This window comes from Flavobacterium cheonhonense (genome assembly GCF_035671315.1).
Taxonomy (GTDB): domain Bacteria; phylum Bacteroidota; class Bacteroidia; order Flavobacteriales; family Flavobacteriaceae; genus Flavobacterium; species Flavobacterium cheonhonense.
Genome location: NZ_JAXAVY010000001.1, coordinates 711,837 through 736,227, shown reverse-complemented (window position 1 = coordinate 736,227; position 24,391 = coordinate 711,837). Strand labels below are relative to the sequence as shown.

Genomic DNA, 24,391 nt, shown 5'->3' with positions numbered 1-24,391 from the left:
TTTTGCAGAAATTTTAAACAAACTCTAAAATGAGAAAAATTAAAGCGAATTATTTTGTGTGGATTTTTACTTTGTTTACAGCTTTTGCTTATTCACAAGGTAAAATTAACGGTGTCATTCTTGATACTGATTCTGGTATGGGTTTGCCTGGAGTAAACGTTACTGTTAAAGGAACAAACGAAGGCACCACAACTGATTCTGAGGGTAAATTCAGCATTACTACTAAAACCCAAACAGGACAATTAGTATTTACTTATATTGGGTTTCAAACAAAAACAGTAAATTTTTCAGTAGAAAAAACGGGAACAATTGATTTGGGAAAAATAAATATGGCTTCCGAATCAAACCAATTGGAGGAAATTGTAATCAAATCAAGTGTCATCGACATTGCTAAAGACAGAAAGACGCCAATTGCTGTTTCTACCATTAAATCAGCGGAAATAGTGGAAAAATTAGGCTCGCAAGAGTTTCCTGAAATCTTAAACAATACACCGTCGGTATATGCTACAAAATCGGGTGGTGGATTTGGAGATTCAAGAGTTAACATTCGTGGTTTCTCCCAAGAAAACATAGCCGTAATGATTAATGGTGTTCCGGTAAACGATATGGAAAACAGCAGGGTGTTTTGGAGCAACTGGGCCGGTTTATCCGACGTTACTTCAGCCATGCAGGTTCAAAGAGGTCTTGGTTCTTCAAAATTAGCTATTTCTTCTGTAGGTGGAACTATCAATGTTATTACTAAATCATCCGACTTAAAAAAAGGCGGCACCCTTTCTTCTACTATCGGAAATGATGACTATTTAAAAACCTTAATGTCTTATTCCAGCGGTAAATTAGAGAATGGATTTTCAACTTCAGTCTTATTGAGTCAAACTTTTGGTGACGGATATGTTGATGGAACAAAATTTGCCGGCGCTAACTATTTTGTGGCTCTTGGATATGAACTAAACAAAAACCACGATTTTCAAATTACTTTCACCGGAGCACCGCAATGGCACAACCAAAGATCTGCAGCGCCAACAATTGCCGATTATATAAAATATGGTGATGGCGTAGGTGAACCTAACATCCGTTACAATTCTGATTGGGGTTATTTGAACGGAAGAGAATACAGTTTCAGAACCAATTACTACCACAAACCGGTGGCCTCCTTAAATTGGGACTGGAAAATCAACGAAACTACTAAGTTATCAACTGTAATTTACGGTTCTTGGGGACGCGGTGGCGGAAGTAATGGTGCCGGTGCTATCAGAGGAAATCGTTTCTTTTCAAACAGTTTAAGAACCGCAAACGGATTAATCAACGTTGATTTAATCAATGCCTATAATTCCGGTCAACAAGTAACCATTGGAACAACCAACTTTACCCGTTCACAAATCAACGGTGATTTCCAAAACTCTGCATCAACCGGCAATAATGCCACCAACGGTATTTCTAAAATTTCTTCTATTAACTCTCATAACTGGTATGGAGGAATTGTAAACTTGAACAAAAAAATCAATGATAAGTTTACGTTGGATTTTGGTTTAGATGCCAGAACTTACAGAGGTATTCACTTCCAAAATTTAAATGATTTGTTAGGAGCAGATAATTATGCCGATAACTTTGATGTCAACAATCCTAACAGAGTTTTGAGCTTTGAATACTCAACCAAACCGCATTTTAACCCTTTCTTCAACTCGGATTACCAACAAAAAATCAATTACAACAACGATGGATTGGTAAGATGGTATGGTGCTTTTACTCAGTTAGAATATGCCACAGAAAAACTAACTGCTTTTGTACAAGCTGCGATTTCACAACAAGGATTCAGAAGAGATGACTATTTTAAATACCTTACTACAGATCCATTATATTCTACTGATTATGAGAATATTTTAGGCGGAAACATCAAAGGTGGTTTGAACTATAACATCAACAAAAATCACAATGTTTTCATTAATTCGGGATACTATTCAAAACAACCGTTCTTTAATGCTGTTTATCCGAACAATGCGTCTGTTGTAAACGAAAACTTGACCAATGAAAAAGTATTTGGTGTAGAAGCGGGTTACGGATACCGCTCCTCAAAATTCAATGCGAACTTAAACGTTTACAGAACCAGCTGGAAAGACCGTTTTATAAGATTAACAGCCAATATTGACAACGATTTGAACCCTGCTACTCCTACCATTCTTGGAAATGCCTTTTTACAAGGCGTTGAACAAATTCACGTGGGTGCAGAGTTAGATTTTACTTATAAACCAATTCGCAAATTAGCCATTAACGGTATGGCTTCAATAGGAAACTGGAAATACGGCAGCAACGTTACAGCAAATTACCAAGATGACAACAACTTAGTAATTACTAACCCAAGTGGTGAAGTTTTCACTGAAACACTATATTTAGATGGCTTGAAAGTGGGAGATGCTGCTCAAACTACAGCAAGTATCGGCGCTTCATACGAAATCATTGAAAGAGTGAAAATTGATGGTAATTATCGTTTTGTTGACGAATTATACGCCAGTATAGACCCGGTTAACTTCAGAACGCAAGCCGCTAATGACAAAGGTTCGTTGTTGTTACCTTCATACGGTTTGTTAGATGCAGGTTTCTCTTATAAAATGTTGGTTGGAAAAGACCGTGCAGATGCTATCAATTTCAGATTAAACATCAATAACGTTTTGGACGAGATTTACATCGCTGAATCAAGAACTAACATTCACACCAAAACACAGGCAGACTTTACCAATACAGATGGTTCTCCAAATACAACTGCTTACAACACTTATGTTACCACTCAAATTTATGATGGTTTAGACAAGTCAAATCAAGTCTTTTTCGGATTCGGAAGAACTTGGAACTTTGCTATCAGTTATAGCTTTTAAGTTGGTATCCTTCCTATCAAAAACCTCAACTCCGGTTGAGGTTTTTTTATGTCTTTTACCTATATTTGTGATTCTAAAACAAAAACTATGTACGATTTCATTCAAAAATTCCACTCAGGTTGGGCTTATTTAGCTTTATTATTGTTGGTTTTCGCTGTTGTTAATTCCTTTTTGGGCATGTCTTCTAAAAAAGAATTTACGGCTAAAGACCGAAAAATTGCTTTGTTTGGATTAATCGGAGCGCATATACAATTATTGGTTGGCTTGATTTTATATTTTGTTTCTCCGCTAGGTCACGCCTTGTTGGGGGAAATGAAAGATGCCGATGCCAGATTAACCTCTCTAGAACATCCGCTAATCAACATTATCGCGATAATTTTAATTACTATCGGTTGGTCGAAACACAAAAAAGGGGAAACCGGAACGGCAAAATTCAAATCTATTGCCATTTTCTATGGCATAGGATTACTGCTTATTTTAAGTCGAATTCCTTGGAAATTATGGTTCTAAAAAATAACTAAAGTCCTGAAAAGGACTTTTTTTATCAGGTACGGTTTTTGTAAACCGATTTATCAACTAAAAAATTCTCTATGAATACCAAAATAAACTCATTATTGCTTCTCTTGATGACTTTTACTTTGCTGTCATTTTCTTCGGGTAATCCGCAGCAAAAGGAAAAGCCAAAAGACAAGAACAAAGAGAAAACTACTCCGGCCAAAGACAGTAAAGATCCTAAGGAAATCAAAGACCCAAAGGACAAAACAAAAACTGTAGCAACGGCTAAAACCGACACAGTAGTAGTGAAAGAAATTCCAGTGGTGAAAGAAACTGATACGCTTCAAATTGATCCCAATTCAAAGCTGAAGATCTACAAAAAAAACGCTCACGCTTCTTATTATCACCATAAATTCAACGGTAGAAGAACCGCCAGTGGCAAACGTTTTGACAACAACAAATACACTGCTGCTCACAAAAAATTACCATTTGGCACTTTGGTAAAAGTCACCAACGAAGCCAACGGAAAATTCGTTATCGTCGAAATTACCGATCGTGGTCCGTTTTCTAAAGTCCGTGAAATCGATTTGACTAAAAGAGCTTTTATGGATATCGTTTCCAATAAAAATTCAGGTTCGGTAATTGTAAAAATTGAAGTAGTAGAAGAACCTAAATAACTACCAGCGGGTAAAAGGATTTTTACTCAAGTAGGCGTTGTAATAGCGTTCATCGTTGGTTACTTCTTCGCCCAACCATTTAGGTTTTTCAAAAGTTTCCGTTTCCGATTCCAATTCAATCTCGGCCATTACCAATCCATCGTTCTCGCCTGAGAAAATATCGACTTCATACACGTGATGTCCGACTTTGACTTCATATCTAACTTTATCGATAATACCGCTTTCGCATATGGTGAGCAAGGTTTCGGCATCCATCACACTGATTTCCCTTTCCCATTCCAAACGCGTTGTACCGTTGGCGCTGCTTTTGCCTTTGATGGTTAAATACCCTTTATCGCCTTTAATTCTCACGCGTACAGTTCTTTCCGGATTAGAACTCAAATAGCCTTGTACAATGCGCTTTTGCGAGAAGGACTCGTTGATAAAATCGTTCGAAAGGACTAAAAATTTACGCTCTATTTCTATCATTTTTTGAGTCATATTTAGGAGCAAGTTAAGAAATATATACCTTGAAAATTGTATTTTTACAAGAATCTTAACCGCCTAACCTTCTTGGGATGAAATTGTACCGCAATAAGACACCAATTACAACTTTAACCGATTTATTTAGGTTGTACTTCGACCAAAACGGTTATCAATCTAATGACCGTTTGCTTTTTTTGGTGGATTTAGTTCGTTTTTTTCGTCCTGATTATCCCAAAAATGAGAATGTGGTTAGTATTAAGCCTCTCTTAGAGTATTTAGAAACAAATCCGAATATGACGGCGCAATTCAAACTGTATTTGGGTGAAGCGCTTTCGCAAAGAAAATTCGGCAGAATGCTTTCCGACACCGGAATTTTAAGGGATTCCGACTTTACTTATGAAGTCAAAAAACGAATCTTTGCCAAAATTTTACCTTTCCAACCGGAAAAAGACACTTTGGAATTTGTGCTGAATCAAGTGTTTTTTAAAAGTTCGGATCCGATTTGGATAGCCCGTATTCCGTTTGAAGAATTGCAACAACTGTTTGATATTATCGCTACAGAAACCATTTATGAATCGGTGGCCGAACAATCGGTTTTGGCCGAAGTCATGAACGCTATGGGTTTAATTTCGCAACGAATGAGCGGACGAGCGATGGAAACCGATGTGATTAAAATGGTACCCGAATACGATGATTTGGAAAGTCCTTTTGTAGCGTTTGAAAACGAACTGAACAGTATTTTGTCCAAAATCAGAAAAAGCGAACCACATTATATTGTTTCAGAAGATTTAAACTACAAGCAACTGATTATCCTGCACAAACAATGCGAGGAATATGTAGATAAAGCTTTCGGTAACAGTTCGAAATTCGGCATTTCGTTGAAAGTAAATCAGAGTTTGCTCCGCATCCGACAACAGTTGCACCGAATGAAAGTCTTGATTTCTACTTTAGTCGTTAACAAACCTTCAGACAAAAAAAATAATTCCATTTTACTGTTGCTACGACTGATTAAATACAACTGTCAAAAGAACAATGTCCGCCAGTTAATCAACGAAAGTACCCAATTGATTTCCTATGAAATCACACAACATACAGCCAAAACCGGAGAACATTACATTACTGAAAGTCGCTCCGAGTATTTTTCCATGTTTAAAGCAGCGGTTGGCGGTGGATTTATCGTTGGGATTTTGTGTATCCTTAAAATATTGTTTTCCAAGATAGAAACCAGTGCTTTTGGTCATGCTTTTTATTACAGTTTGAATTATTCGCTGGGTTTTATCGCCATTTATTTGATGGGTTATACTTTAGCCACCAAACAACCGGCCATGACAGCTGCAACCTTGACAAAAGCTTTAGAAAGCGGGATGAAAAAACAAAGTAATTCAGAAAACAAACACGGTTCGTTTGCCCAACTATTTGCCCGTTTGTTTCGTTCGCAATTTATCGCCTTTGTAGGCAATGTTTTTATGGCCTTTCCCGTAGCCATGTTAGGCATTTGGCTTATTGATTATTTATTGGACTACAATATTGCCTTTGAAAAATCGTCGAAACTGTTATACGATTTATCTCCGGTGCACTCGGCAGCTTTATTTCATGCCGCTATTGCCGGTGTGTTTTTGTTTCTCTCCGGCATTATTTCAGGAAATGTATCGAATAGGAACAAACACAATCAAGTTTACTATCGCATCAAAGAACATCCGGTTTTAAAACAAAATTTAGGGATTGTCAAAACCAATGCTATTGCCAAATGGTTTGAAAATCACTGGCCCGGTGTGGTTTCCAACGGTTGGTTTGGCGTGTTTTTGGGGAGTACGGCTTCGTTGGGGATTTTTCTCGGACTGAATCTCGACATTCGCCACATTACTTTTGCCGCCGGAAACTTTGCTTTAGGCTTGTACGGTGCTGATTTTTTTGTGGATTGGCCAACAATTATTTGGGGAATCATCGGGATTGGATTGATTGGTTTTGTGAACTTCATCGTTAGTTTTTCGTTGTCGTTGGGATTGGCATTCCGTTCCCGCAATATTCCGCTTTCGGAGTTAAAACTGTTATTCAGCGCTACTTGGGCGTATTTCAAAACGCGTCCGATGGCCTTTTTCTTCCCGGTAAAAGACAAGTAAAATGGAAGCCGAGGTAACTTATCGAAAAATCATACACATCGATATGGATGCTTTTTACGCTTCGGTAGAACAAATGGACAATCCAGAGCTCAAAGGCAAACCTTTAGCCGTTGGCGGCAGCGAAGTTCGTGGTGTGGTTTCGGCGGCAAGTTATGAAGCACGAAAATTTGGTGTTCGTTCGGCCATGAGTGGCATTCAAGCCAAGCGCAATTGTCCGGATTTGATTTTTGTTCGCCCTCGATTTGACCGCTACAAAGAAATCTCCAAAAAGATTCGCAAAATCTTTCACGAATACACCGATTTAGTCGAACCGCTATCGTTGGACGAAGCCTATTTGGATGTAACTCAGAATAAAAAAGGTAATCCGAGTGCGACTTTAATCGCACAGGAAATCAGGCAACGGATTTTTGAAGAAGTAGGTTTGACAGCCTCTGCCGGAATTTCAGTGAATAAATTCGTGGCCAAAATTGCCAGTGATTACAACAAACCCAACGGGCAAAAAACTGTGAATCCGGAAGAAGTAGAAGCTTTTTTGGAAAACCTCGACATCAAAAAATTCTATGGTATTGGTAAAGTCACCACCGAGAGAATGTACCATTTGGGCATTTTTACCGGTAAAGATTTGAAGTCGAAATCGAAAGAATTTTTGGAAGAACATTTCAGCAAAAGCGGTTTGCATTTTTACAACATTGTTCGCGGCATTCACAACAGTGCGGTAAAACCCAATCGAATTGCGAAATCGGTGGCCGCGGAACATACTTTTAACGAAAACCTGACTTCGGAAATTTTTATGGTAGAAAAGTTGGAACGCATAGCTGCCGAACTGGAAAACCGATTGAAGAAATACAACATTTCCGGAAAAACCGTAACCCTCAAAATCAAATACAGCGATTTTACGACCCAAACTCGCAGCAAGACCTTGCCTTACTTTATTGCTGATAAAGGATTGCTTCTCGAGACCGCCAAAGAGCTTTTATTTCAAGAACGGATGAAGGAATCGGTGCGATTGTTGGGCATTTCGTTGAATAACCTAAATACAGAAATTAAAAAGACGGTTGTCGTGCAGTTGAAGTTTGAGTTTTAAGCACAAAAAAACCAGCCCGAAAGCTGGTTTTGATTTTTATAAGAAAGCCTTAATCTCTGCTTGACAATTTAGATAATAGTCTCAAGAATTCAACATACAACCAAACTAAGGTAATCATTAAGCCCATAGCGCCGTACCATTCCATGTATTTCGGCATTCTTTCTTGAGCGCTTTTTTCAATTTGGTCAAAATCTAAGAACAAATTCAAAGCTGCGATTACAATTACAAACGCACTAATACCAATGCTGATCATCGAATTACCGTGGTGAATTGGCGTAAAACTAGTGAATAACGACAATAACCAAGAAATCAAATAGTAAGTAGCAATCGCTAAAGTAGCCGCTATTACTACCGATCTGAATTTGTCGTTAACTTTCACTACTCCGTATTTGTACAAACCGAAGCAAACCATGAAAGTCACAAAAGTACAACTCACCGCTTGGATTACAATTCCGGGATACATTACCTCAAAAATGGCTGAAAGACCACCAATAAATAATCCTTCGAAAATGGCGTAACCAGGAGCTAAAAAGGTAGAATATTGCGGTTTAAATACGGCAATTAACACCAACACAAATCCAACAATAGCACCACCGATGGTTAACACTACCGGGTTTTGTCCGCTCAATGTCATCATCCAAGTGATGGAAGCACTGGCGATTAAAAGAATTAACATCAGGAAACTCTTGTTGATGGTTCCTGAAACAGTCATGGTGTTATTGTAATCAATCACTACGGCTTCGTGCACCGTTTCATTGTTTTCGGTGAATGATTTGGTTTTGAAAAACGGATTGTTTGAATTCATTTTATTTCTTTTTAAAGATGGTTGTGGCTAAAATACTAAAAATTATTCTATTTCAGAAACCCTTAACGTATTTACCATTCCTTTATCGGCCACCGGCATTGCGGCAAGATTAATCATCATATCACCTTTTTTCACGTAGCCCTTGTCTTTGGCCATTTGGTTGATATCGTCTACGGTATCATCGGTGCTGACAAATTTATCGTAAAAGAAGGCATTCACACCCCAAAGCAAATTCAGTTGCGTTAAAATTCGCTTGTTCGAAGTATACACTAAAACGTGTGCTTTAGGACGCCAAGCAGAAATTTGAAACGCGGTATAACCACTATTGGTTAAGGTTGATATGGCTTTGGCTTTGATGTCGTTGGCCATAGTCGCCGCGTGATAACAAATAGATTTGGTAATAAATCGCTTGGTTCTAACGTGAGGCGGATTTTGCGGCACGACAATTAAAGGCGAATCTTCAACGGCTTCGATAATTTGTGTCATTTTTTCAATCACTTCTACCGGATAATTTCCGACTGAAGTTTCCCCCGACAACATTACGGCATCGGCTCCATCCATAACCGAGTTGGCTACATCGTTTACCTCAGCTCGCGTTGGCGTTAAACTGGTAATCATCGTTTCCATCATTTGCGTAGCTACAATTACAGGAATACGAGCAGTTTTGGCGCGGTGGATTAATTTTTTCTGAATCAACGGTACTTCATGGGCCGGAATTTCTACACCAAGATCCCCTCGAGCGACCATTAATCCGTCGCAGAAAGCTACAATCTTATCGATGTTTTCTACTGCTTCCGGTTTTTCAATTTTGGCTACAATCGGAATTTTATAGGCAGAATGTTTGGCTATCAAATCTTGTAATTCTTCTAAATCTTTGGGCGTTCTCACAAAAGAAAGTGCAATCCAATCCACTTCTTGCTCAATAGCGAAAAGCGCATCCTTAATGTCTTTTTTAGTCAATGCCGGTAAGGAAACTTTGGTTTGCGGCAGGTTGACTCCTTTTTTAGATTTTAACGGTCCGCCTTGTATAACTTTACAAACCACTTCGGTCGTACCGTTGGTTTCCAAGGCTTCGAAAATTAACTTTCCGTCGTCCAACAAAATGCGCTCTCCCGGATTAACATCCTGCGGGAAAGACAAATAGTTCATGTACACACGCTCTTTAGAACCCGGAACATCTTCGGCGGTTTGAAACGTGATGATATCGCCCGGATTCACTACTACATCTTCCTTCATCACACCAACTCGAAGTTTTGGACCTTGCAAATCGGCTAAAATTGCGGTGGTGTAACCATATTCATCATTCAATTCTCGAATGATATCTATTCTTTCTTTTACATCGGTATAATCAGCATGGGAAAAATTGATACGAAATACGTTCACTCCGGCATCAATCATCTTCTTAATTACTTCTTTCGAACTGCATGCAGGCCCTAAGGTGGCTACAATTTTAGTTTTCTTTTTTGTTGGCATTATACTTAAAAAATTAAATTGTTCTTTGATTTTATATTGGCTACGTCTACGGTGTAAACGGTGCTTATTTTGTCTATTTTTTTGAGACAGTTAATGATGTTCGGCAGGTCTATCGGCACCTCATCGTTCTCAATTTTAAAAAAATAATCGACCTTCTTAAACTCCGGAATCAAGTAAATTTTGGGTGCAAACTCAGTGCTGCTTTCTGCAAATAACCCAAAATTGTTGGACGGAGCCGAAACTATCGCATCGTTTTGGTTTTGAATCAAACTCCAAGCAACGTCTTGATGGTCTTCAAAAATAAATCGGGTAAATTGCGTTTCGCCTTCTTTATTGCTGATCTGTATGTTGTTGTGGCACTTTTTAAGATTGATAGGCAAATGCTTGTTGATAAAATAAGCCAATCGATAATCCTCTAAAGGGGAATGAATAGCAATTAACTGATAATCTATCTTGTCAAACTCTGCAATATGCAATTTGTGAACATACATAAAGATTGCAATTTAAGTTGTAAATATAGTGCATCTGCGACAGATTTTCAGCAAGTAAAGTTTGTGTTAACGTTATTTTATGAACGAAAACGTTATAGCTTTTTAAGAATCTGCATTATTTTTTGTTAATTTTTTCTTGAAATGCAAAATAAGCCCTTTGAGACGCTTTTTCTTCTGCTTTCTTTTTAGAAGTTGCTCTGGCTTTGGCAACAACTTTATTGTCGATGCTTAATTTAACGCCAAAGAATTTTTGCCCATCGTTACCATTATCATCAAAAACGTCGTAATGAAAAGACTTTTTCTCTTTTTGACACCATTCGATTAGAAGACTTTTGTAACTGATGACTTTGCCTTCCAATCGGGCTATATCTACATAAGGAGCTATGACACTTTTTTGGATAAACTTCTGACAAAAATCGTAGCCTTTATCTAAAAAAATAGCGCCAACTAAGGCTTCAAATATATTACCGTGTATGTTTTCTCCAAAATGTTGTGTCGGTACTTTACTTTCCACAAACCGAATCAAATTTAAATCTCTTCCCAACTCGTTCAAGTGTTCTCGACTCACAATTTTAGAGCGCATTTTAGTCAGATAACCTTCATCTCCGGCGGGTGCTTCGTTGTAGAGATACGCAGCAATAACAGCGCTCAACATCGCATCACCTAAAAACTCCAAACGCTCGTAATTCATAGGGTTTCCTTTTAAATCGGTGCGGTTGGTAGACCGATGAGTAAAGGCTTTTTGATAGTACTGAATGGATTGTGGTTTGAATCCGATAACTTTTTCAATTTCAGTAAAAAAAATCCCGTCCTCAGATGATGAACGGGAATTTTTGAATATATTTTTTAGAATTTTCATCCTAAACTTAGTCTTGTATTTTTTTGAATAACACACAAGCATTATGACCTCCGAAACCGAAAGTATTGCTCATGGCAACATTAACTTCTCTTTTTTGGGCTTTGTTCAACGTCAAGTTCAAAGAAGGATCAATGTTCTCATCAACAACAGTATGGTTGATGGTTGGCGGCACTATACCGTGTTTCATAGCCAAGATTGAAGCAATGGCCTCAATAGCACCGGCCGCTCCAAGTAAGTGTCCGGTCATCGATTTGGTCGAATTGATGTTGATGTTTTTAGCATGTTCACCGAAAACGGCACTGATGGCTTTTAATTCTGCCACATCTCCCAGCGGTGTAGAAGTACCGTGAGTATTGATGTGATCGACTTGTTCCGGAGTCATTCCGGCATCGCGCAAAGTGTTCTCCATCACAGCAATTACCCCAATACCTTCCGGATGCGGAGCGGTTAAGTGATAGGCATCTGATGACATTCCGCCACCGCCTACTTCACAATATATTTTAGCACCACGAGCTTTCGCGTGCTCATATTCTTCCAATACTAAAGCTCCAGCGCCTTCTCCTAAAACAAAGCCGTCGCGCGTAGCATCAAAAGGTCTTGAAGCCGTTTCCGGACTGTCGTTTCTGGTCGATAAGGCTTGCATGGAGTTGAATCCGCCCATACCGGCGATGGTAACTGCAGCTTCTGAGCCACCTGAGATGATCACATCACACATTCCTAAACGGATGTAGTTGAAAGCATCTATTAAGGCATTGGCCGATGAAGCACAAGCAGAAACCGTGGTATAATTAGGCCCCATAAAGCCATTTCTCATAGAAATATGAGCAGGAGCAATATCGGCAATCATTTTCGGGATAAAGAAAGGGTTGAATCTTGGCGTTCCGTCTCCGGCAGCATAACTCATTACCTCTTCTTGGAAAGTCTCCAATCCGCCAATTCCGGCACCCCAAATTACACCAACACGGTGTTTATTTACATTCTCTTTGGTAATACCGGCGTCTTTAATAGCTTCTTCGCTGGCAGCAATGGCATATTGGGCAAATTTATCCATTCTGCGAGCTTCTTTTCTGTCGATATAATTTTCGATATTGAAGTTTTTTACTTCGCAGGCAAATTTTGTTTTGTGTTTTTCGGTATCATAATAGGTGATGGGCGCTGCTCCGCTTTTCCCATTAACCAAAGCATCCCAATACTCTTCGATGGAATTCCCTATGGGTGTCAACGCACCTAAACCTGTTACTACAACTCGCTTTAATGCCATAATGTGTTTTTTACAATTGTATTTAAACAAATAATACCCATGTTTTCTTCAAATTGATCATTAAAGAGACAGGGGTATTTCAATATTTTTAAGATTGAATATCAATCAAGTTTAATCTTTTCAGTAAAAATAATAAAAACCCGCGAAAAATAAAGATTCTTCACGGGTGTTTTATTTATTATTTTTTAGCTTCTTCGATGTAAGAAATAGCTTGACCTACAGTAGCAATGTTTTCAGCTTGATCGTCCGGGATTTGAATATCAAATTCTTTTTCGAACTCCATGATCAACTCAACAGTGTCTAATGAATCAGCACCTAAATCATTGGTGAAGCTAGCTTCAGTTACAACTTCGTTTTCGTCAACGCCTAATTTGTCTACAATAATCGCTTTAACTCTTGATGCAATGTCTGACATAATTTCTAGATTTTTAATTTAAATTGTTGGCAAAAATAAAAAACTTTATTTTATAACAACCTTTTTGTTACTAAATATAACTACGAAAGTAAAAAAATAATTTCAAAATCTTACATTCTTATACCTCAAAATAGCGTAATTATTCTTTTTTTTGTACTCTAATTTCAGGCTTGACAAATGAAAAAAATTGTGCTGTTCGCCTCAGGAAACGGTTCTAATGTTGAAAATATCATTCAGCATTTTAAAAATAGTAAGCTGATAGCTATAGCCGGTGTGTTTACCAATAATCCGCAGGCCAAAGTATTGGAAAAAGCTAAAAACCACAACGTTCCCTCTTTTGTTTTCAGCAAAAACGACTTAGAAAGCAACTTGGTTTTACAAAAACTGCTATCAATACAACCGGATTTAATTGTCTTAGCTGGATTTTTATTAAAATTCCCGGAACATATTATTGCTCAATTTCCCAATAAAATTATCAATGTTCATCCGGCGCTGTTGCCTAAATACGGTGGCAAAGGCATGTATGGTATGCACGTACACAAAGCTGTTTTGGAAAACAAGGAGAAAGAAACCGGCATCACCATTCATTACGTGAACGAGCATTACGACGAAGGCGAATTTATTTTCCAAACTTCTGTCAACATTGAAGAATGCCAAACACCTGAGGAAATCGCTGCCAAAATACATGAATTGGAACACCAATACTTCCCTATAGTTATCGAAAAACTTCTTATCCCTAATCCCTAATCCCTTTTCATTTGAGTCACCAAGTCCACATCTACACCGACGGCGCTGCCAAAGGAAATCCCGGAAACGGCGGTTATGGCGTAGTCATGGAAATGGTTGGCACACCCTATCGCAAAGAATTCTACGAAGGTTTTCGTTACACAACTAACAACAGAATGGAATTATTAGCCGTGATTGTTGGTTTGGAAAAACTCAAACAACCCAACATGAAAGTGCTGGTGGTTTCCGATTCGAAATATGTGGTGGATGCTGTGGAGAAAAAATGGGTTTTCGGTTGGGAAAAGAAAAACTTCACCGGGAAAAAAAACCCGGATTTATGGATGCGATTCCTCAAAATTTATCGTAAGCATCAAGTCGATTTTAAATGGATCAAAGGCCACAACAACCATCCGCAAAACGAACGCTGTGATGAACTGGCGGTGTATGCCTCAGGTTTAGAAAAACTTTCGGTTGATGATTTTTATGAAAGAGAAGAAGGGAAACTTTTTTAAGCTTCAAACCATTTTAAACTTTTAAAGGAAAACTGTATCTTTGCGCCTTTAATTTGAAACCCTAAGAATGAACAAATTACTTATAGTAGGAACAGTAGCTTTTGACGCTATTGAAACTCCTTTCGGAAAAACAGATAAGATTTTGGGCGGTGCCGGTACTTTTATCGGATTGTCTGCTTCGCACTTCAACTTACAATCGGCTATCGTATCCGTAGTTGGCGGCGATTTTCCTCAAGAATATTTAGATTTACTAACAGCCCGAAATATTGACATTTCAGGTTTAGAAATCGTAAAAGAAGGCAAAACGTTTTTCTGGAGCGGTAAATACCATAACGATATGAATTCGAGAGATACATTGGCCACCGAGTTAAATGTATTGGCCGATTTCAATCCGATTGTGCCGAATCATTTTAAAGATGCCGATGTGGTAATGTTGGGTAACTTACATCCTATTGTACAAACCGGCGTTTTAAACCAAATGACACAAAAACCGAAATTGGTGGTTTTAGATACTATGAATTTCTGGATGGATTGTGCCTTGCCGGAATTGTTAGACGTAATTAAACGTGTTGACGTGATTACCATCAACGATGAAGAAGCACGACAGTTATCAGGAGAATATTCGTTAGTGAAAGCAGCGGCTAAAATCCACACTATGGGTCCAAAATATGTAGTGATTAAAAAAGGAGAACACGGTGCGTTAATTTTCCACAACGAACACATTTTCTTCGCTCCGGCTTTACCATTAGCTGATGTGTATGATCCAACAGGTGCCGGTGATACTTTTGCCGGTGGTTTTGCAGGTTTTATTACCCAGCAAGGTGATATCTCTTTTGAAACGATGAAAACCGCTATCATTCAAGGTTCTAACTTAGCGTCTTTCTGTGTAGAGAAATTCGGAACCGAAAGAATGCTCGAACTAACCAAAGAAGAAGTGAACAAGCGCTTGAAACAATTCAAAGCTTTAACACAATTTGAAATAGATTTACAATAACTTTATGCCTCGAATTTTCGGGGCATTTTTGTTTTTAAATACCCTTAACATACAACTTACAACAACACAACAACCTATGAGCGACGCCATTAAACACGAATGTGGAATTGCCCTTTTACGATTAAAGAAACCGTTAGCTTTTTACAAAGAAAAATATGGTTCGGCTTTTTACGGCATACAAAAAATGTATTTGCTGATGGAAAAGCAACACAACCGCGGTCAAGACGGTGCCGGTTTTGCTTCTATCAAGTTTGATGTAGAACCGGGCGAACGTTACATTAGCAGAGTGCGTTCTAATAAAGCACAACCCATACAGGATATTTTTGATCAAATCAATGATCGCATCAACGAAGAATTAGAGTTACATCCTGAATACCAAGACAACGTAGATCTGCAGAAAGAAAATCTACCTTATATAGGAGAATTATTTTTGGGACATGTTCGCTATGGTACTTTCGGCAAAAACAGTATCGAAAGTGTACACCCGTTTTTGCGTCAAAACAATTGGATGCACCGAAATCTAATTGTAGCCGGGAATTTCAACATGACCAATGTAACCGAATTGTTCAATAGTTTGGTCGAATTAGGACAGCACCCGAAAGAATTAGCCGATACCGTAACCGTAATGGAAAAAATTGGCCATTTCCTTGACGACGAAGTCACCGATTTATACCAAGAATGCAAAAACAACGGCTTGTCGAAAAGAGAAGCTTCTCCTGTAATTGCCGAAAAACTTGATATCGCCAAAATTTTGAAACGCGCCTCTAAAGGTTGGGACGGCGGTTATGCCATGGCAGGATTGTTAGGTCACGGCGACAGTTTTGTGTTTCGCGATCCGGCAGGAATTCGACCGGCGTATTTTTATGAAGACGAAGAAATTGTAGTCGTAGCTTCGGAAAGACCGGTGATTCAAACCTCTTTTAATGTACCTTTTGAAAAAGTACAAGAGTTACTTCCCGGAAATGCACTTATCATCAAAAAAAACGGAAGTGTTTCCCAACAGGAAATTATCACCCCAAGCGTCAAAAAAGCCTGTTCGTTTGAACGCATCTATTTCTCACGAGGCAGTGATGCTGAAATTTACCAAGAAAGAAAAGAACTGGGTAAATTAATCTTGCCGGCCGTTTTAGAAGCCATTGACGACGATACCGACAATACCGTTTTCTCTTTCATACCAAACACGGCCGAAACCTCCTTTTACGGAATGATTGAAGCGGCTAATGATTTTCTGAACCACAGAAAAAACCAATTCATTTTGAATAACCGCAAAACATTGACCAAAGAAAAACTGGAAGAAATACTGTCGGTCAAAATCAGAACTGAAAAAATTGCTATTAAAGACGCCAAACTCAGAACCTTCATCACCGAAGACAGCAGTCGCGATGATTTAGTAGCACACGTTTACGATGTCACTTACGGAGTAATCCAACCTTCCGATAATTTAGTAATTATTGACGACAGTATCGTTCGCGGCACTACTTTAAAAAAGAGCATCTTAAGAATGATGGATCGTTTGAATCCGAAACGCATAGTAGTAGTTTCGTCAGCGCCGCAAATTCGCTATCCGGACTGTTACGGAATCGATATGGCCAAACTTGAGGGTTTAATTGCATTTCAAGCCGCGATAGAATTGCTAAAAGAAAGAAAGCAATACCACATAGTAGACGACGTTTATAAAAAGTGTAAAGCACAAGAAAAACTGAATGATACCGAAGTCGTAAACTTTGTAACCGAAATCTACGCACCTTTCACCGATACGGAAATTTCAAACAAAATAGCAGCACTGTTACATCCGGAAGACATTAAAGCAGAAATAAAGATTATTTTCCAAACCGTTGACAATTTACACTTGGCATGTCCGAAAAATTTAGGCGATTGGTACTTCACCGGCGACTATCCAACTCCGGGTGGTAACCGCGTGGTTAACAGGGCGTTTATGAATTTCTATGAGGGTAAAGACGCTCGTGCTTACTAAAATTTTAACATTTTTTGTCATTAAACGATTTTTGTTGCATTTCGTCTGAATTTTTTGTTTCAAAAAAGGCAATCCACTTACATTTGACTTTACCATAGCATTAGTAGGTTAAGTTTATGGTAGATTTGGGGCAAAAAGGGTGAAAAGCAATTTTCACCTTTTTTATTTTATACACCGCTGAAAAACAGCCCAAAAAGATTTCAACGATTTTACTTGTCGTTTATCTGATTATTTTTTTTAACAATATTATCCGCATTATATTTGTTCCACCATAGCATTAGTAGGTTAAGTTTATGGTAGATTTGGGGCAAAAAGGGTGAAGTTTTTCTTCACCTTTTTTATTTTATACACCGCTGAAAAACAGCCCAAAAAAACTTCAACGATTTTACTTGTAGTTCGTCTGATTATTTTTTTTTAACAATATTATCCGTGTTATATTTGTTCCACCATAGCATTAGTAGGTTAAGTTTATGGTAGATTTGGGGCAAAAAGGGTGAAGTTTTCTTCACCTTTTTTATTTTTTATACCTCTGAAAATCCCCAAAAAGACAGTTTTCACTCTCATTTGCCTATCATTCCAATATATTTTAACAAAAAAAGCGCAAAATTAATTTGGATGTTATTAGATTTGCGTTACCATAGTATTTAGTGTAGGTTAAGTTTATGGTAGATTTGGGGCAAACAGGTGGAAGCAATTCCGCCTGTTTATTTTTTATCCCTATACCAAACAAAAAACCGATTCCGCTTAATTAGCGAAATCGGCTTTTATTCTTTCTGAAAAAAGGCTCGGCTTTATTTTTCAGTAGCGTACAAACGAGACACCTCTGTCCAATTGATTACGTTAAAAAACGCTTCAATATAATCCGGACGACGGTTTTGATAATGCAAGTAATAAGCATGTTCCCAAACATCCATTCCTAAAATAGGGAAACCGCCACAAGCCGTATCCGGCATCAGCGGATTGTCTTGGTTTGGTGTAGAACACACTTCCAACTTCCCACCTTTGTGTACACACAACCAAGCCCAGCCAGACCCGAAACGAGTTGCTCCGGCTTTGGCAAACTGTGCTTTAAATTCTTCAAAAGAACCAAAAGCCGCATCAATAGCTTCTGCTAATTCACCGGTTGGTTTTCCGCCACCATCAGGCGACATTACTTTCCAAAACAAATTGTGATTATAGTGACCACCACCATTGTTGCGAACCGCCATATTGGTCATGTCTAAGTTAATCAAAATGTTTTCGATGGTTTTGCCTTCCATATCGGTGCCGGCGATAGCCGCATTCAAATTGGTCACATAAGCATTGTGGTGTTTAGAATGATGGATTTCCATCGTTCTGGCGTCGATATGTGGTTCTAAGGCATCGTATGCATAGGGTAATTTTGGTAATTCAAAAGCCATGATATTTTTAATTTAAGTTAGTATTAAAATGAATTCAAATTTATACATTTATCTTCGGAAGATAAAATACTATTTACCAATTAACAAATAATTAAAATCGATATTTTATTTGGAGCTGTTTGCTTCGCCTGTTCGCTCTTTATGAGCTCGTGTCCCGCTTTCAATTACAATCTTTTTAACTCACCAAGGGTTACAACCCTCAGCAAGTCAAAAAGGATTTCTCCCGAAAATTCGGGACAATCGGGGCTATAAAACCAACTGCTACCCATGACTTTAAACTGGCAACCACAACATCTGCAAAACGAACTTATAGCGCTTTTTCTGCTCAAGGAAGAAGATTTTGAAGATTTATATGTTGTAGCTTCTGATCCGTTGGTTTGGGAGCAACATCCTAATAAATTGCGCTACCAACGCGAGGTGTTTCAAAAGTTTTTCGAAGGGGCATTGCTGTCGCAGGGCGCTTTTTTAATTCGGGACAAAGCCACCAATGAAATTGTTGGCTGCAGCCGTTTTTACGATTACAATGAAAACCAAAAATCGGTTTTAATTGGCTACACTTTTATCGGACGCAAATTTTGGGGCAATGGCTACAACAAAGCGCTTAAAAAATTGATGCTCGAATACGCTTTTCTGTTTGTTGACAAAGTGTATTTTCACATTGGCGCTTGCAACATTCGTTCTCAAAAAGCCATAGTCAAAATAGGCGCGGTAAAAGTCGATGAATTTGAGGTGGAATATTACGGTGAAGAGCCGAAGCTGAATTTCGTCTATTTAATCGAAAAAGGCCAATGGTAGATTTTGATTTCATCTTACATTTTATCCGAATCGATTTAATTTTAGGCTTCGGTTGGTATACTGTTTTATTCTTTACTCTAAAATTATTCAAGTACAAAAAAGACTTGCTCACAGAATTTGACAAAGACGCCTGCAAAACCTTCGTATTCTTAGGGATTTTATTTGCGATTGTTTGGCTTCTGGCTGTAACGGTCGATTTTGTTGTTATCATGACGGAAGAAGAAAAAACGCAATTCCTGAATCGACTAACAGGAGAATATTCTTTTGGCATTTGGCTTCAACCCTTATTTTGGTTAATTTTAACCCAATTGGTTAGATTCAATGTTATAAGGAAGTTTTTGTTTTTCAGGATACTTATAGTTGTCCCTTTTATCATAACTTTTGAACGATTTGTCATTATTGTAACTTCTCTTCACAGAGATTATCTCCCAAGTTCTTGGACTATATACAACTACATCGGATTTACTTGGTGGGAGTTTTTACTCTCTATTCCGGTTAAAGCGATTGAATTTAGCCTTATAGTATTCGTTTATAAATATGCCAACCAATCCATTTTAAAATTTAAAACTGTAAATCATAATTAATGCAAAAATCTGCTTTCTCCATATACGACGCTTCGGCCGGCTCGGGCAAAACCTATACTTTGGTGAAAGAGTATTTAAAAATCATTCTCCTATCCAAAAAACCCGATGCCTACCGCAATATTCTGGCCATTACGTTTACCAACAAAGCGGTACACGAAATGAAAAGCCGTGTGGTGGAAAGTCTTTCGGAGTTTGCTAAAGAAAATCCTTCGAACAAAGCGTTGCAGTTGATGCAAGATATTCACAAGGAAACCGGATTATCATTGCCCACAATTACCGAAAAAGCCAAAAGCATCATCAAAAACCTCATCCACAATTATGCGGCTTTTGATATTTCGACCATAGACAAATTCACACACAAAGTGATCCGTGCTTTTGCCCACGATTTGAATCTGCCCATTACCTTTGAAGTATCTTTAGACACTGAAAATTTATTGACGGAAGCCGTTGACGCTATCATAGCCGAAGCCGGAAATGATGAAACGCTCACCAATTTGTTGGTCGATTTTACCATGGAAAAAACCGACGACGACAAATCGTGGGACATTTCAAGGGAAATTATGGACACCGGAAAATTAATTCTGAACGAAAACAACCGCCAAGAGATTACCCATTTTCAGAATAAAACCATAGCGGAATTCATCGAAATAAAAAACAAACTGACGGAACTTTGTGCTGCTATGGAAGCCAAAACTGTTGAATTGGCTACAGAAGCTTTGTTGTTGATTGACAATAAAGGCATCGACAACAAAGCTTTTTCAGGCGGCTATTTCCCAAAACATTTGGTAACGATTCAGGAAAAGAAATTCAACCCGAACAACAAAACCTACCACGAGTTTGACGATATCAAAATCAACAAAACGGCCGCAGACAGAGCTGTCATTGAAAGTATCATTCCGGATCTACTCGAAATGCTGTCATCAATTTATGCCACATTCGAAAAGAAAAATTTCTACGAAGCCTTTCTGAAAAACATTACGCCGCTGTCATTGTTAAATACGGTGAGTAATGAATTGGATAAAATTCAGAAAGAACAAAATATCCTTTCGATAGCCGAATTCAACAAACTCATTTACGAGCAAATCCAGAACCAACCCGCACCTTTTATATACGAGCGCTTGGGCGAAAAATACCGCCATTTCTTTATCGATGAATTTCAGGATACTTCCGAAATGCAATGGCACAATTTAATTCCGCTGATTGACAATGCCCTGTCGAGCGAAGATTTAAACGGTGAACGTGGCTCGCTGATGATTGTAGGCGATCCTAAGCAATCCATCTACCGTTGGCGTGGCGGAAAAGCGGAACAATTTATCGAACTCAGCAAAAACAACAATCCGTTTGTCAATCCGGATAAAGCGCTTTTCTCTTTGGGAACGAATTACCGCAGTTATTCGCAAATCATCGATTTCAACAACCGGTTTTTTCGTTTTTTATCGGGCGAGTTTACCCACCAAGATTACAAAAACTTATACCTCAACCACAGCCATCAGGAATTCAATGCCAAAACCGGTGGTTATGTACATATTTCCTTTGTACCGAAAGTGGACAAAGAGCATTGGGACGACGACGAAAGTTTGGAAAAAAACGAAATGTACTTGACTGCTACTTTGGCTACCATTGAAAAAGTCATCCAAAAAGGATTTCGCTACAAAGACATTGCCATCTTAACCCGAAAAAAAGCCCATGGTGTCGAAATTGCCAATTACCTGACCGAAAATGGGATTCCGATTTTGTCTTCGGAAAGTTTGTTGTTGGGCGCTTCATCCGAAGTACAAGGCGTGATTCACATTTTGCGCTACTTGAAAAACAACAGCGATTTGATGGCCAAAGCCAACTTTTTGTACTATTTGGCTTCGCTACAAGAGCAATTGCCAATTCACGATTTCATTGCGAAAGGGATGGAACAACAAAGTGAATCGGCTTTTCAACAATGGCTGCAAAGTTTCCATCTAGATTTTTCGTTTGAAAACATCCGCAAAAAGTCGCTTTATGAAGCCACCGAAATTATAATTGCCAAAGTCATTCCGACGAACAAACGCAATGCTTACATACAGTTTTTCCTCGATTTGATATTGGAACACGACTTGAAAAAGCAAGCCGGTATTTCGGATTTTCTCAATTATTGGGATACGAATTCGGAAAAACTCAGCATTGCGTCGCCCGAAGGCAATGATGCGGTTCGGATTATGACCATTCACAAATCGAAAGGACTCGAATTTCCGGTGGTGATTTTTCCGTTTGCCGAAGAAGATTACAGCAAAGGGCCGAGAGAAAAGATGTGGCTCAATGCCGATGCCGAAACCATTGGTTTGCCGAAAGTTTTAGTAGACAAAAGCAGTAAAGTAAGCAGTTACGGCGAAGAAGCAAATACTCTTTACCAACAAAAAAAACAAGAAGAGTTGTTGGACAACATCAATGTATTGTATGTGGCCTTAACACGTGCCGAGGAGCAGTTGTACATTATTTCGGGCATGCAAACGCGAAGCAAAACTTCGGGAGAATATCCGAACAATATGGCGACATTCTTTATCAAATTCATAGGCGAACCATTCGATGAAAACCAACTTGACTACGCTTTTGGTCAAGCCGACAAACTGTCTGAAACCGAAACATCGACCTCAGCTACACAAGTGATTCCACAATTAACAGCTACCTTGAATCCGAAAAACATCAAAATTGCCCAAAAAGAAAGTTTGATGTGGAATACCCAACAGCAAAAAGCGATTGAATTCGGGAATATTTTACACGAAATCCTGTCTTTTGTCAACACTACGGACGACATCGAACTAGCGCTGACGAAAGCCATTGAAAACGGATTAATCATCACTTCGCAAAAGGAAACCATCGCACAAACTTTGGAAGAAGTAGTCACACATCAAGACTTGTTGCCTTATTTTGCGTCCGGCAATACAATTTTGAACGAACAAACTATCATTCAAAAAGAAGGCCATTTAGTCAAACCCGATCGAATGGTTGTCCATCCGAACAAAGAAATTTATTTATTAGATTACAAAACCGGTGCGCACCAAAGCAAATACACCACGCAGCTGGAGAATTACCAAAACGCCATAGAAAAAATGGGGTTTAAAGTAACTAAAAAAGCCTTGGTTTACATTGGAGAACGTTTGGAAGTAGTAAATTTGTAACATCAACATCAAACAACATTAAATTTAAATTCCAATCATGTACGGAAAAATTCAGCAATACCTACAAAACGAATTAGATACCATAGAACAAAACGGTATTTTTAAAAGAGAAAGAATCATTACTTCACCGCAAGGAGCCGAAATTAAGGTTAACGGAGAAACGGTTTTAAACTTTTGTGCCAACAATTATTTGGGATTATCATCCCATCCTGAAGTGATTCAAGCGGCCAAAGACGCTTTGGATTCTCATGGTTTCGGAATGTCATCGGTGCGTTTCATTTGCGGTACGCAAGACATTCACAAAACCTTAGAAAAAAAGATAGCCGAATTTTACGGCACCGAAGACACCATTTTATACGCTGCGGCTTTTGATGCTAATGGAGGTGTTTTCGAACCTTTATTAAGTGAAGAAGATTGTATCATCTCCGACAGTTTGAACCATGCTTCTATTATTGACGGTGTTCGTTTGTGTAAAGCCGCACGCTACCGCTACGAAAATTCCAATATGGAAGATTTGGAAAACCAATTAAAAAAAGCGGTTGAAGCCGGACATCGTTTCAAACTGATTGTTACCGACGGCGTGTTCTCTATGGACGGATTGGTAGCGCCTTTGGATAAAATTTGCGATTTAGCCGATAAATATGATGCCTTAGTCATGGTGGACGAATGTCATGCTGCCGGTTTTATCGGTGCTACCGGTAAAGGAACCATGGAAGCCAAGGGTGTTATGGGCCGAGTAGACATCATCACCGGAACACTCGGAAAAGCGCTAGGCGGTGCGATGGGCGGCTATACAACAGCCAAAAAAGAAATCATCGAAATTTTACGTCAACGTTCACGACCGTATTTATTCTCTAATTCATTGGCGCCGGCCATTGTTGGTGCGTCTATCAAGGTTTTTGAATTATTAGAAAAAGACACCACGCTGAGAGATAAGTTGGAGTGGAATACCAATTACTTCAAAGAAGGAATGAAAAAAGCAGGTTTTGATATCATCGATGGTGATTCTGCCATAGTTCCAGTAATGCTTTACGACGCTAAACTCTCACAAATTATGGCGGATGAACTTTTGAAAAAAGGTATTTATGTCATCGGTTTCTTTTATCCTGTAGTACCAAAAGACAAAGCAAGGATAAGAGTTCAATTATCCGCAGCCCACAACAAAGAGCATTTAGACAAAGCTATAGCGGCTTTTACCGAAGTTGGCAAATCACTCAATATCATTAAATAGTGACATTTTAACC

General features: G+C 38.6%; 21 protein-coding genes. 13 read left to right on the top strand and 8 right to left on the bottom strand.

Annotated features, from left to right (window positions below; translation table 11 throughout):
* Positions 1-29: 29 nt before the first annotated feature.
* The 3 genes from SK086_RS03270 (at position 30) to SK086_RS03260 (ending at position 4,039) form a co-directional block, all read left to right on the top strand.
* Positions 30-2,867, top strand: a complete 2,838-nt coding sequence (locus tag SK086_RS03270) for a TonB-dependent receptor (RefSeq protein WP_324689742.1) — start codon at positions 30-32, stop codon at positions 2,865-2,867.
* Between the two features lie 87 nt (positions 2,868-2,954).
* Positions 2,955-3,377, top strand: coding sequence for a hypothetical protein (locus SK086_RS03265; protein WP_324689741.1), 423 nt, complete (start codon positions 2,955-2,957; stop codon positions 3,375-3,377).
* A gap of 80 nt (positions 3,378-3,457) precedes the next feature.
* A complete protein-coding gene (locus tag SK086_RS03260; RefSeq protein ID WP_324689739.1) occupies positions 3,458-4,039 on the top strand; it encodes a septal ring lytic transglycosylase RlpA family protein in 582 nt (193 codons plus the stop codon).
* On the opposite strand, the gene SK086_RS03255 is transcribed toward SK086_RS03260, so the two are convergent.
* The gene (locus tag SK086_RS03255; protein WP_324689737.1) at positions 4,040-4,507 is read right to left on the bottom strand and encodes a CYTH domain-containing protein; all 468 of its coding nucleotides are present in this window, start codon (positions 4,505-4,507) and stop codon (positions 4,040-4,042) included.
* A gap of 89 nt (positions 4,508-4,596) precedes the next feature.
* Here SK086_RS03255 and SK086_RS03250 point away from each other — a divergent pair, with 89 nt between their 5' ends.
* Both SK086_RS03250 and dinB read left to right on the top strand, forming a co-directional pair.
* Entirely contained in the window at positions 4,597-6,624 is a 2,028-nt protein-coding gene (locus SK086_RS03250; protein ID WP_324689736.1) for a recombinase, read from the top strand.
* 1 nt (position 6,625) lies between these two features.
* Complete coding sequence (gene dinB, locus SK086_RS03245) at positions 6,626-7,708, top strand: DNA polymerase IV (protein ID WP_324689734.1); 1,083 nt, start codon at positions 6,626-6,628, stop codon at positions 7,706-7,708.
* 49 nt (positions 7,709-7,757) lie between these two features.
* Here dinB and SK086_RS03240 read toward each other — a convergent pair whose 3' ends face one another.
* The 6 genes from SK086_RS03240 to SK086_RS03215 all read right to left on the bottom strand — a co-directional run bounded on the left by SK086_RS03240 (position 7,758) and on the right by SK086_RS03215 (position 13,012).
* Positions 7,758-8,513, bottom strand: a complete 756-nt coding sequence (locus SK086_RS03240) for a Bax inhibitor-1/YccA family protein (RefSeq protein ID WP_324689732.1) — start codon at positions 8,511-8,513, stop codon at positions 7,758-7,760.
* 42 nt (positions 8,514-8,555) lie between these two features.
* On the bottom strand, positions 8,556-9,986 hold the full coding sequence (pyk, locus tag SK086_RS03235; protein ID WP_324689730.1) for a pyruvate kinase: 1,431 nt from the start codon (positions 9,984-9,986) through the stop codon (positions 8,556-8,558).
* Between the two features lie 5 nt (positions 9,987-9,991).
* Complete coding sequence (locus tag SK086_RS03230; RefSeq protein WP_324689728.1) at positions 9,992-10,477, bottom strand: IPExxxVDY family protein; 486 nt, start codon at positions 10,475-10,477, stop codon at positions 9,992-9,994.
* Between the two features lie 115 nt (positions 10,478-10,592).
* Entirely contained in the window at positions 10,593-11,336 is a 744-nt protein-coding gene (gene rnc, locus SK086_RS03225) for a ribonuclease III (RefSeq protein ID WP_324689726.1), read from the bottom strand.
* A 7-nt stretch (positions 11,337-11,343) separates the two neighbouring features.
* Positions 11,344-12,597 (bottom strand): beta-ketoacyl-ACP synthase II, encoded by a 1,254-nt coding sequence (fabF, locus tag SK086_RS03220; RefSeq protein WP_324689724.1) that lies wholly within the window; start codon positions 12,595-12,597, stop codon positions 11,344-11,346.
* A 178-nt stretch (positions 12,598-12,775) separates the two neighbouring features.
* Positions 12,776-13,012 carry an acyl carrier protein gene (locus SK086_RS03215; RefSeq protein WP_007137004.1) on the bottom strand — a complete coding sequence of 79 codons (237 nt, stop codon included), beginning with the start codon at positions 13,010-13,012 and terminating at the stop codon, positions 12,776-12,778.
* A gap of 177 nt (positions 13,013-13,189) precedes the next feature.
* Between SK086_RS03215 and purN the strand changes: the two genes are divergently transcribed.
* From purN to SK086_RS03195, 4 genes are all read left to right on the top strand, one after another.
* Positions 13,190-13,759 (top strand): phosphoribosylglycinamide formyltransferase, encoded by a 570-nt coding sequence (gene purN, locus SK086_RS03210; RefSeq protein ID WP_324689687.1) that lies wholly within the window; start codon positions 13,190-13,192, stop codon positions 13,757-13,759.
* Positions 13,760-13,770: 11 nt separating this feature from the next.
* Positions 13,771-14,250 carry a ribonuclease HI gene (gene rnhA, locus SK086_RS03205; RefSeq protein WP_324689685.1) on the top strand — a complete coding sequence of 160 codons (480 nt, stop codon included), beginning with the start codon at positions 13,771-13,773 and terminating at the stop codon, positions 14,248-14,250.
* A 67-nt stretch (positions 14,251-14,317) separates the two neighbouring features.
* On the top strand, positions 14,318-15,244 hold the full coding sequence (locus tag SK086_RS03200) for a PfkB family carbohydrate kinase (protein ID WP_324689683.1): 927 nt from the start codon (positions 14,318-14,320) through the stop codon (positions 15,242-15,244).
* Between the two features lie 76 nt (positions 15,245-15,320).
* Positions 15,321-17,219, top strand: coding sequence for an amidophosphoribosyltransferase (locus SK086_RS03195; protein WP_324689681.1), 1,899 nt, complete (start codon positions 15,321-15,323; stop codon positions 17,217-17,219).
* 791 nt (positions 17,220-18,010) lie between these two features.
* Here SK086_RS03195 and SK086_RS03190 read toward each other — a convergent pair.
* Positions 18,011-18,619 (bottom strand): superoxide dismutase, encoded by a 609-nt coding sequence (locus tag SK086_RS03190; protein ID WP_290876749.1) that lies wholly within the window; start codon positions 18,617-18,619, stop codon positions 18,011-18,013.
* 267 nt (positions 18,620-18,886) lie between these two features.
* Here SK086_RS03190 and SK086_RS03185 point away from each other — a divergent pair, with 267 nt between their 5' ends.
* Genes SK086_RS03185 through kbl form a run of 4 tightly spaced genes read left to right on the top strand, consistent with a single transcriptional unit; the run spans position 18,887 to position 24,378 of the window.
* Positions 18,887-19,414, top strand: coding sequence for a GNAT family N-acetyltransferase (locus SK086_RS03185; RefSeq protein ID WP_324689679.1), 528 nt, complete (start codon positions 18,887-18,889; stop codon positions 19,412-19,414).
* The gene (locus SK086_RS03180) at positions 19,408-19,998 is read left to right on the top strand and encodes a hypothetical protein (protein WP_324689678.1); all 591 of its coding nucleotides are present in this window, start codon (positions 19,408-19,410) and stop codon (positions 19,996-19,998) included. Before SK086_RS03185 ends, SK086_RS03180 begins: the two co-directional genes overlap by 7 nt.
* On the top strand, positions 19,998-23,147 hold the full coding sequence (locus SK086_RS03175; RefSeq protein ID WP_324689677.1) for a UvrD-helicase domain-containing protein: 3,150 nt from the start codon (positions 19,998-20,000) through the stop codon (positions 23,145-23,147). The genes SK086_RS03180 and SK086_RS03175 overlap by 1 nt, the downstream gene beginning before the upstream one ends.
* A 37-nt stretch (positions 23,148-23,184) precedes the next feature.
* Positions 23,185-24,378 carry a glycine C-acetyltransferase gene (kbl, locus tag SK086_RS03170; protein ID WP_324689676.1) on the top strand — a complete coding sequence of 398 codons (1,194 nt, stop codon included), beginning with the start codon at positions 23,185-23,187 and terminating at the stop codon, positions 24,376-24,378.
* Positions 24,379-24,391: the final 13 nt, after the last annotated feature.

Bases quoted from the DNA above. Each gene is read 5' to 3' on its own strand.
- SK086_RS03270 (WP_324689742.1), top strand. From the start codon at position 30: ATGAGAAAAATTAAAGCGAATTATTTTGTGTGGATTTTTACTTTGTTT.
- SK086_RS03265 (WP_324689741.1), top strand. From the start codon at position 2,955: ATGTACGATTTCATTCAAAAATTCCACTCAGGTTGGGCTTATTTAGCT.
- SK086_RS03260 (WP_324689739.1), top strand. From the start codon at position 3,458: ATGAATACCAAAATAAACTCATTATTGCTTCTCTTGATGACTTTTACT.
- SK086_RS03255 (WP_324689737.1), bottom strand. From the start codon at position 4,507: ATGATAGAAATAGAGCGTAAATTTTTAGTCCTTTCGAACGATTTTATC.
- SK086_RS03250 (WP_324689736.1), top strand. From the start codon at position 4,597: ATGAAATTGTACCGCAATAAGACACCAATTACAACTTTAACCGATTTA.
- dinB (WP_324689734.1), top strand. From the start codon at position 6,626: ATGGAAGCCGAGGTAACTTATCGAAAAATCATACACATCGATATGGAT.
- SK086_RS03240 (WP_324689732.1), bottom strand. From the start codon at position 8,513: ATGAATTCAAACAATCCGTTTTTCAAAACCAAATCATTCACCGAAAAC.
- pyk (WP_324689730.1), bottom strand. From the start codon at position 9,986: ATGCCAACAAAAAAGAAAACTAAAATTGTAGCCACCTTAGGGCCTGCA.
- SK086_RS03230 (WP_324689728.1), bottom strand. From the start codon at position 10,477: ATGTATGTTCACAAATTGCATATTGCAGAGTTTGACAAGATAGATTAT.
- rnc (WP_324689726.1), bottom strand. From the start codon at position 11,336: ATGAAAATTCTAAAAAATATATTCAAAAATTCCCGTTCATCATCTGAG.
- fabF (WP_324689724.1), bottom strand. From the start codon at position 12,597: ATGGCATTAAAGCGAGTTGTAGTAACAGGTTTAGGTGCGTTGACACCC.
- SK086_RS03215 (WP_007137004.1), bottom strand. From the start codon at position 13,012: ATGTCAGACATTGCATCAAGAGTTAAAGCGATTATTGTAGACAAATTA.
- purN (WP_324689687.1), top strand. From the start codon at position 13,190: ATGAAAAAAATTGTGCTGTTCGCCTCAGGAAACGGTTCTAATGTTGAA.
- SK086_RS03200 (WP_324689683.1), top strand. From the start codon at position 14,318: ATGAACAAATTACTTATAGTAGGAACAGTAGCTTTTGACGCTATTGAA.
- SK086_RS03195 (WP_324689681.1), top strand. From the start codon at position 15,321: ATGAGCGACGCCATTAAACACGAATGTGGAATTGCCCTTTTACGATTA.
- SK086_RS03190 (WP_290876749.1), bottom strand. From the start codon at position 18,619: ATGGCTTTTGAATTACCAAAATTACCCTATGCATACGATGCCTTAGAA.
- SK086_RS03185 (WP_324689679.1), top strand. From the start codon at position 18,887: ATGACTTTAAACTGGCAACCACAACATCTGCAAAACGAACTTATAGCG.
- SK086_RS03180 (WP_324689678.1), top strand. From the start codon at position 19,408: ATGGTAGATTTTGATTTCATCTTACATTTTATCCGAATCGATTTAATT.
- SK086_RS03175 (WP_324689677.1), top strand. From the start codon at position 19,998: ATGCAAAAATCTGCTTTCTCCATATACGACGCTTCGGCCGGCTCGGGC.
- kbl (WP_324689676.1), top strand. From the start codon at position 23,185: ATGTACGGAAAAATTCAGCAATACCTACAAAACGAATTAGATACCATA.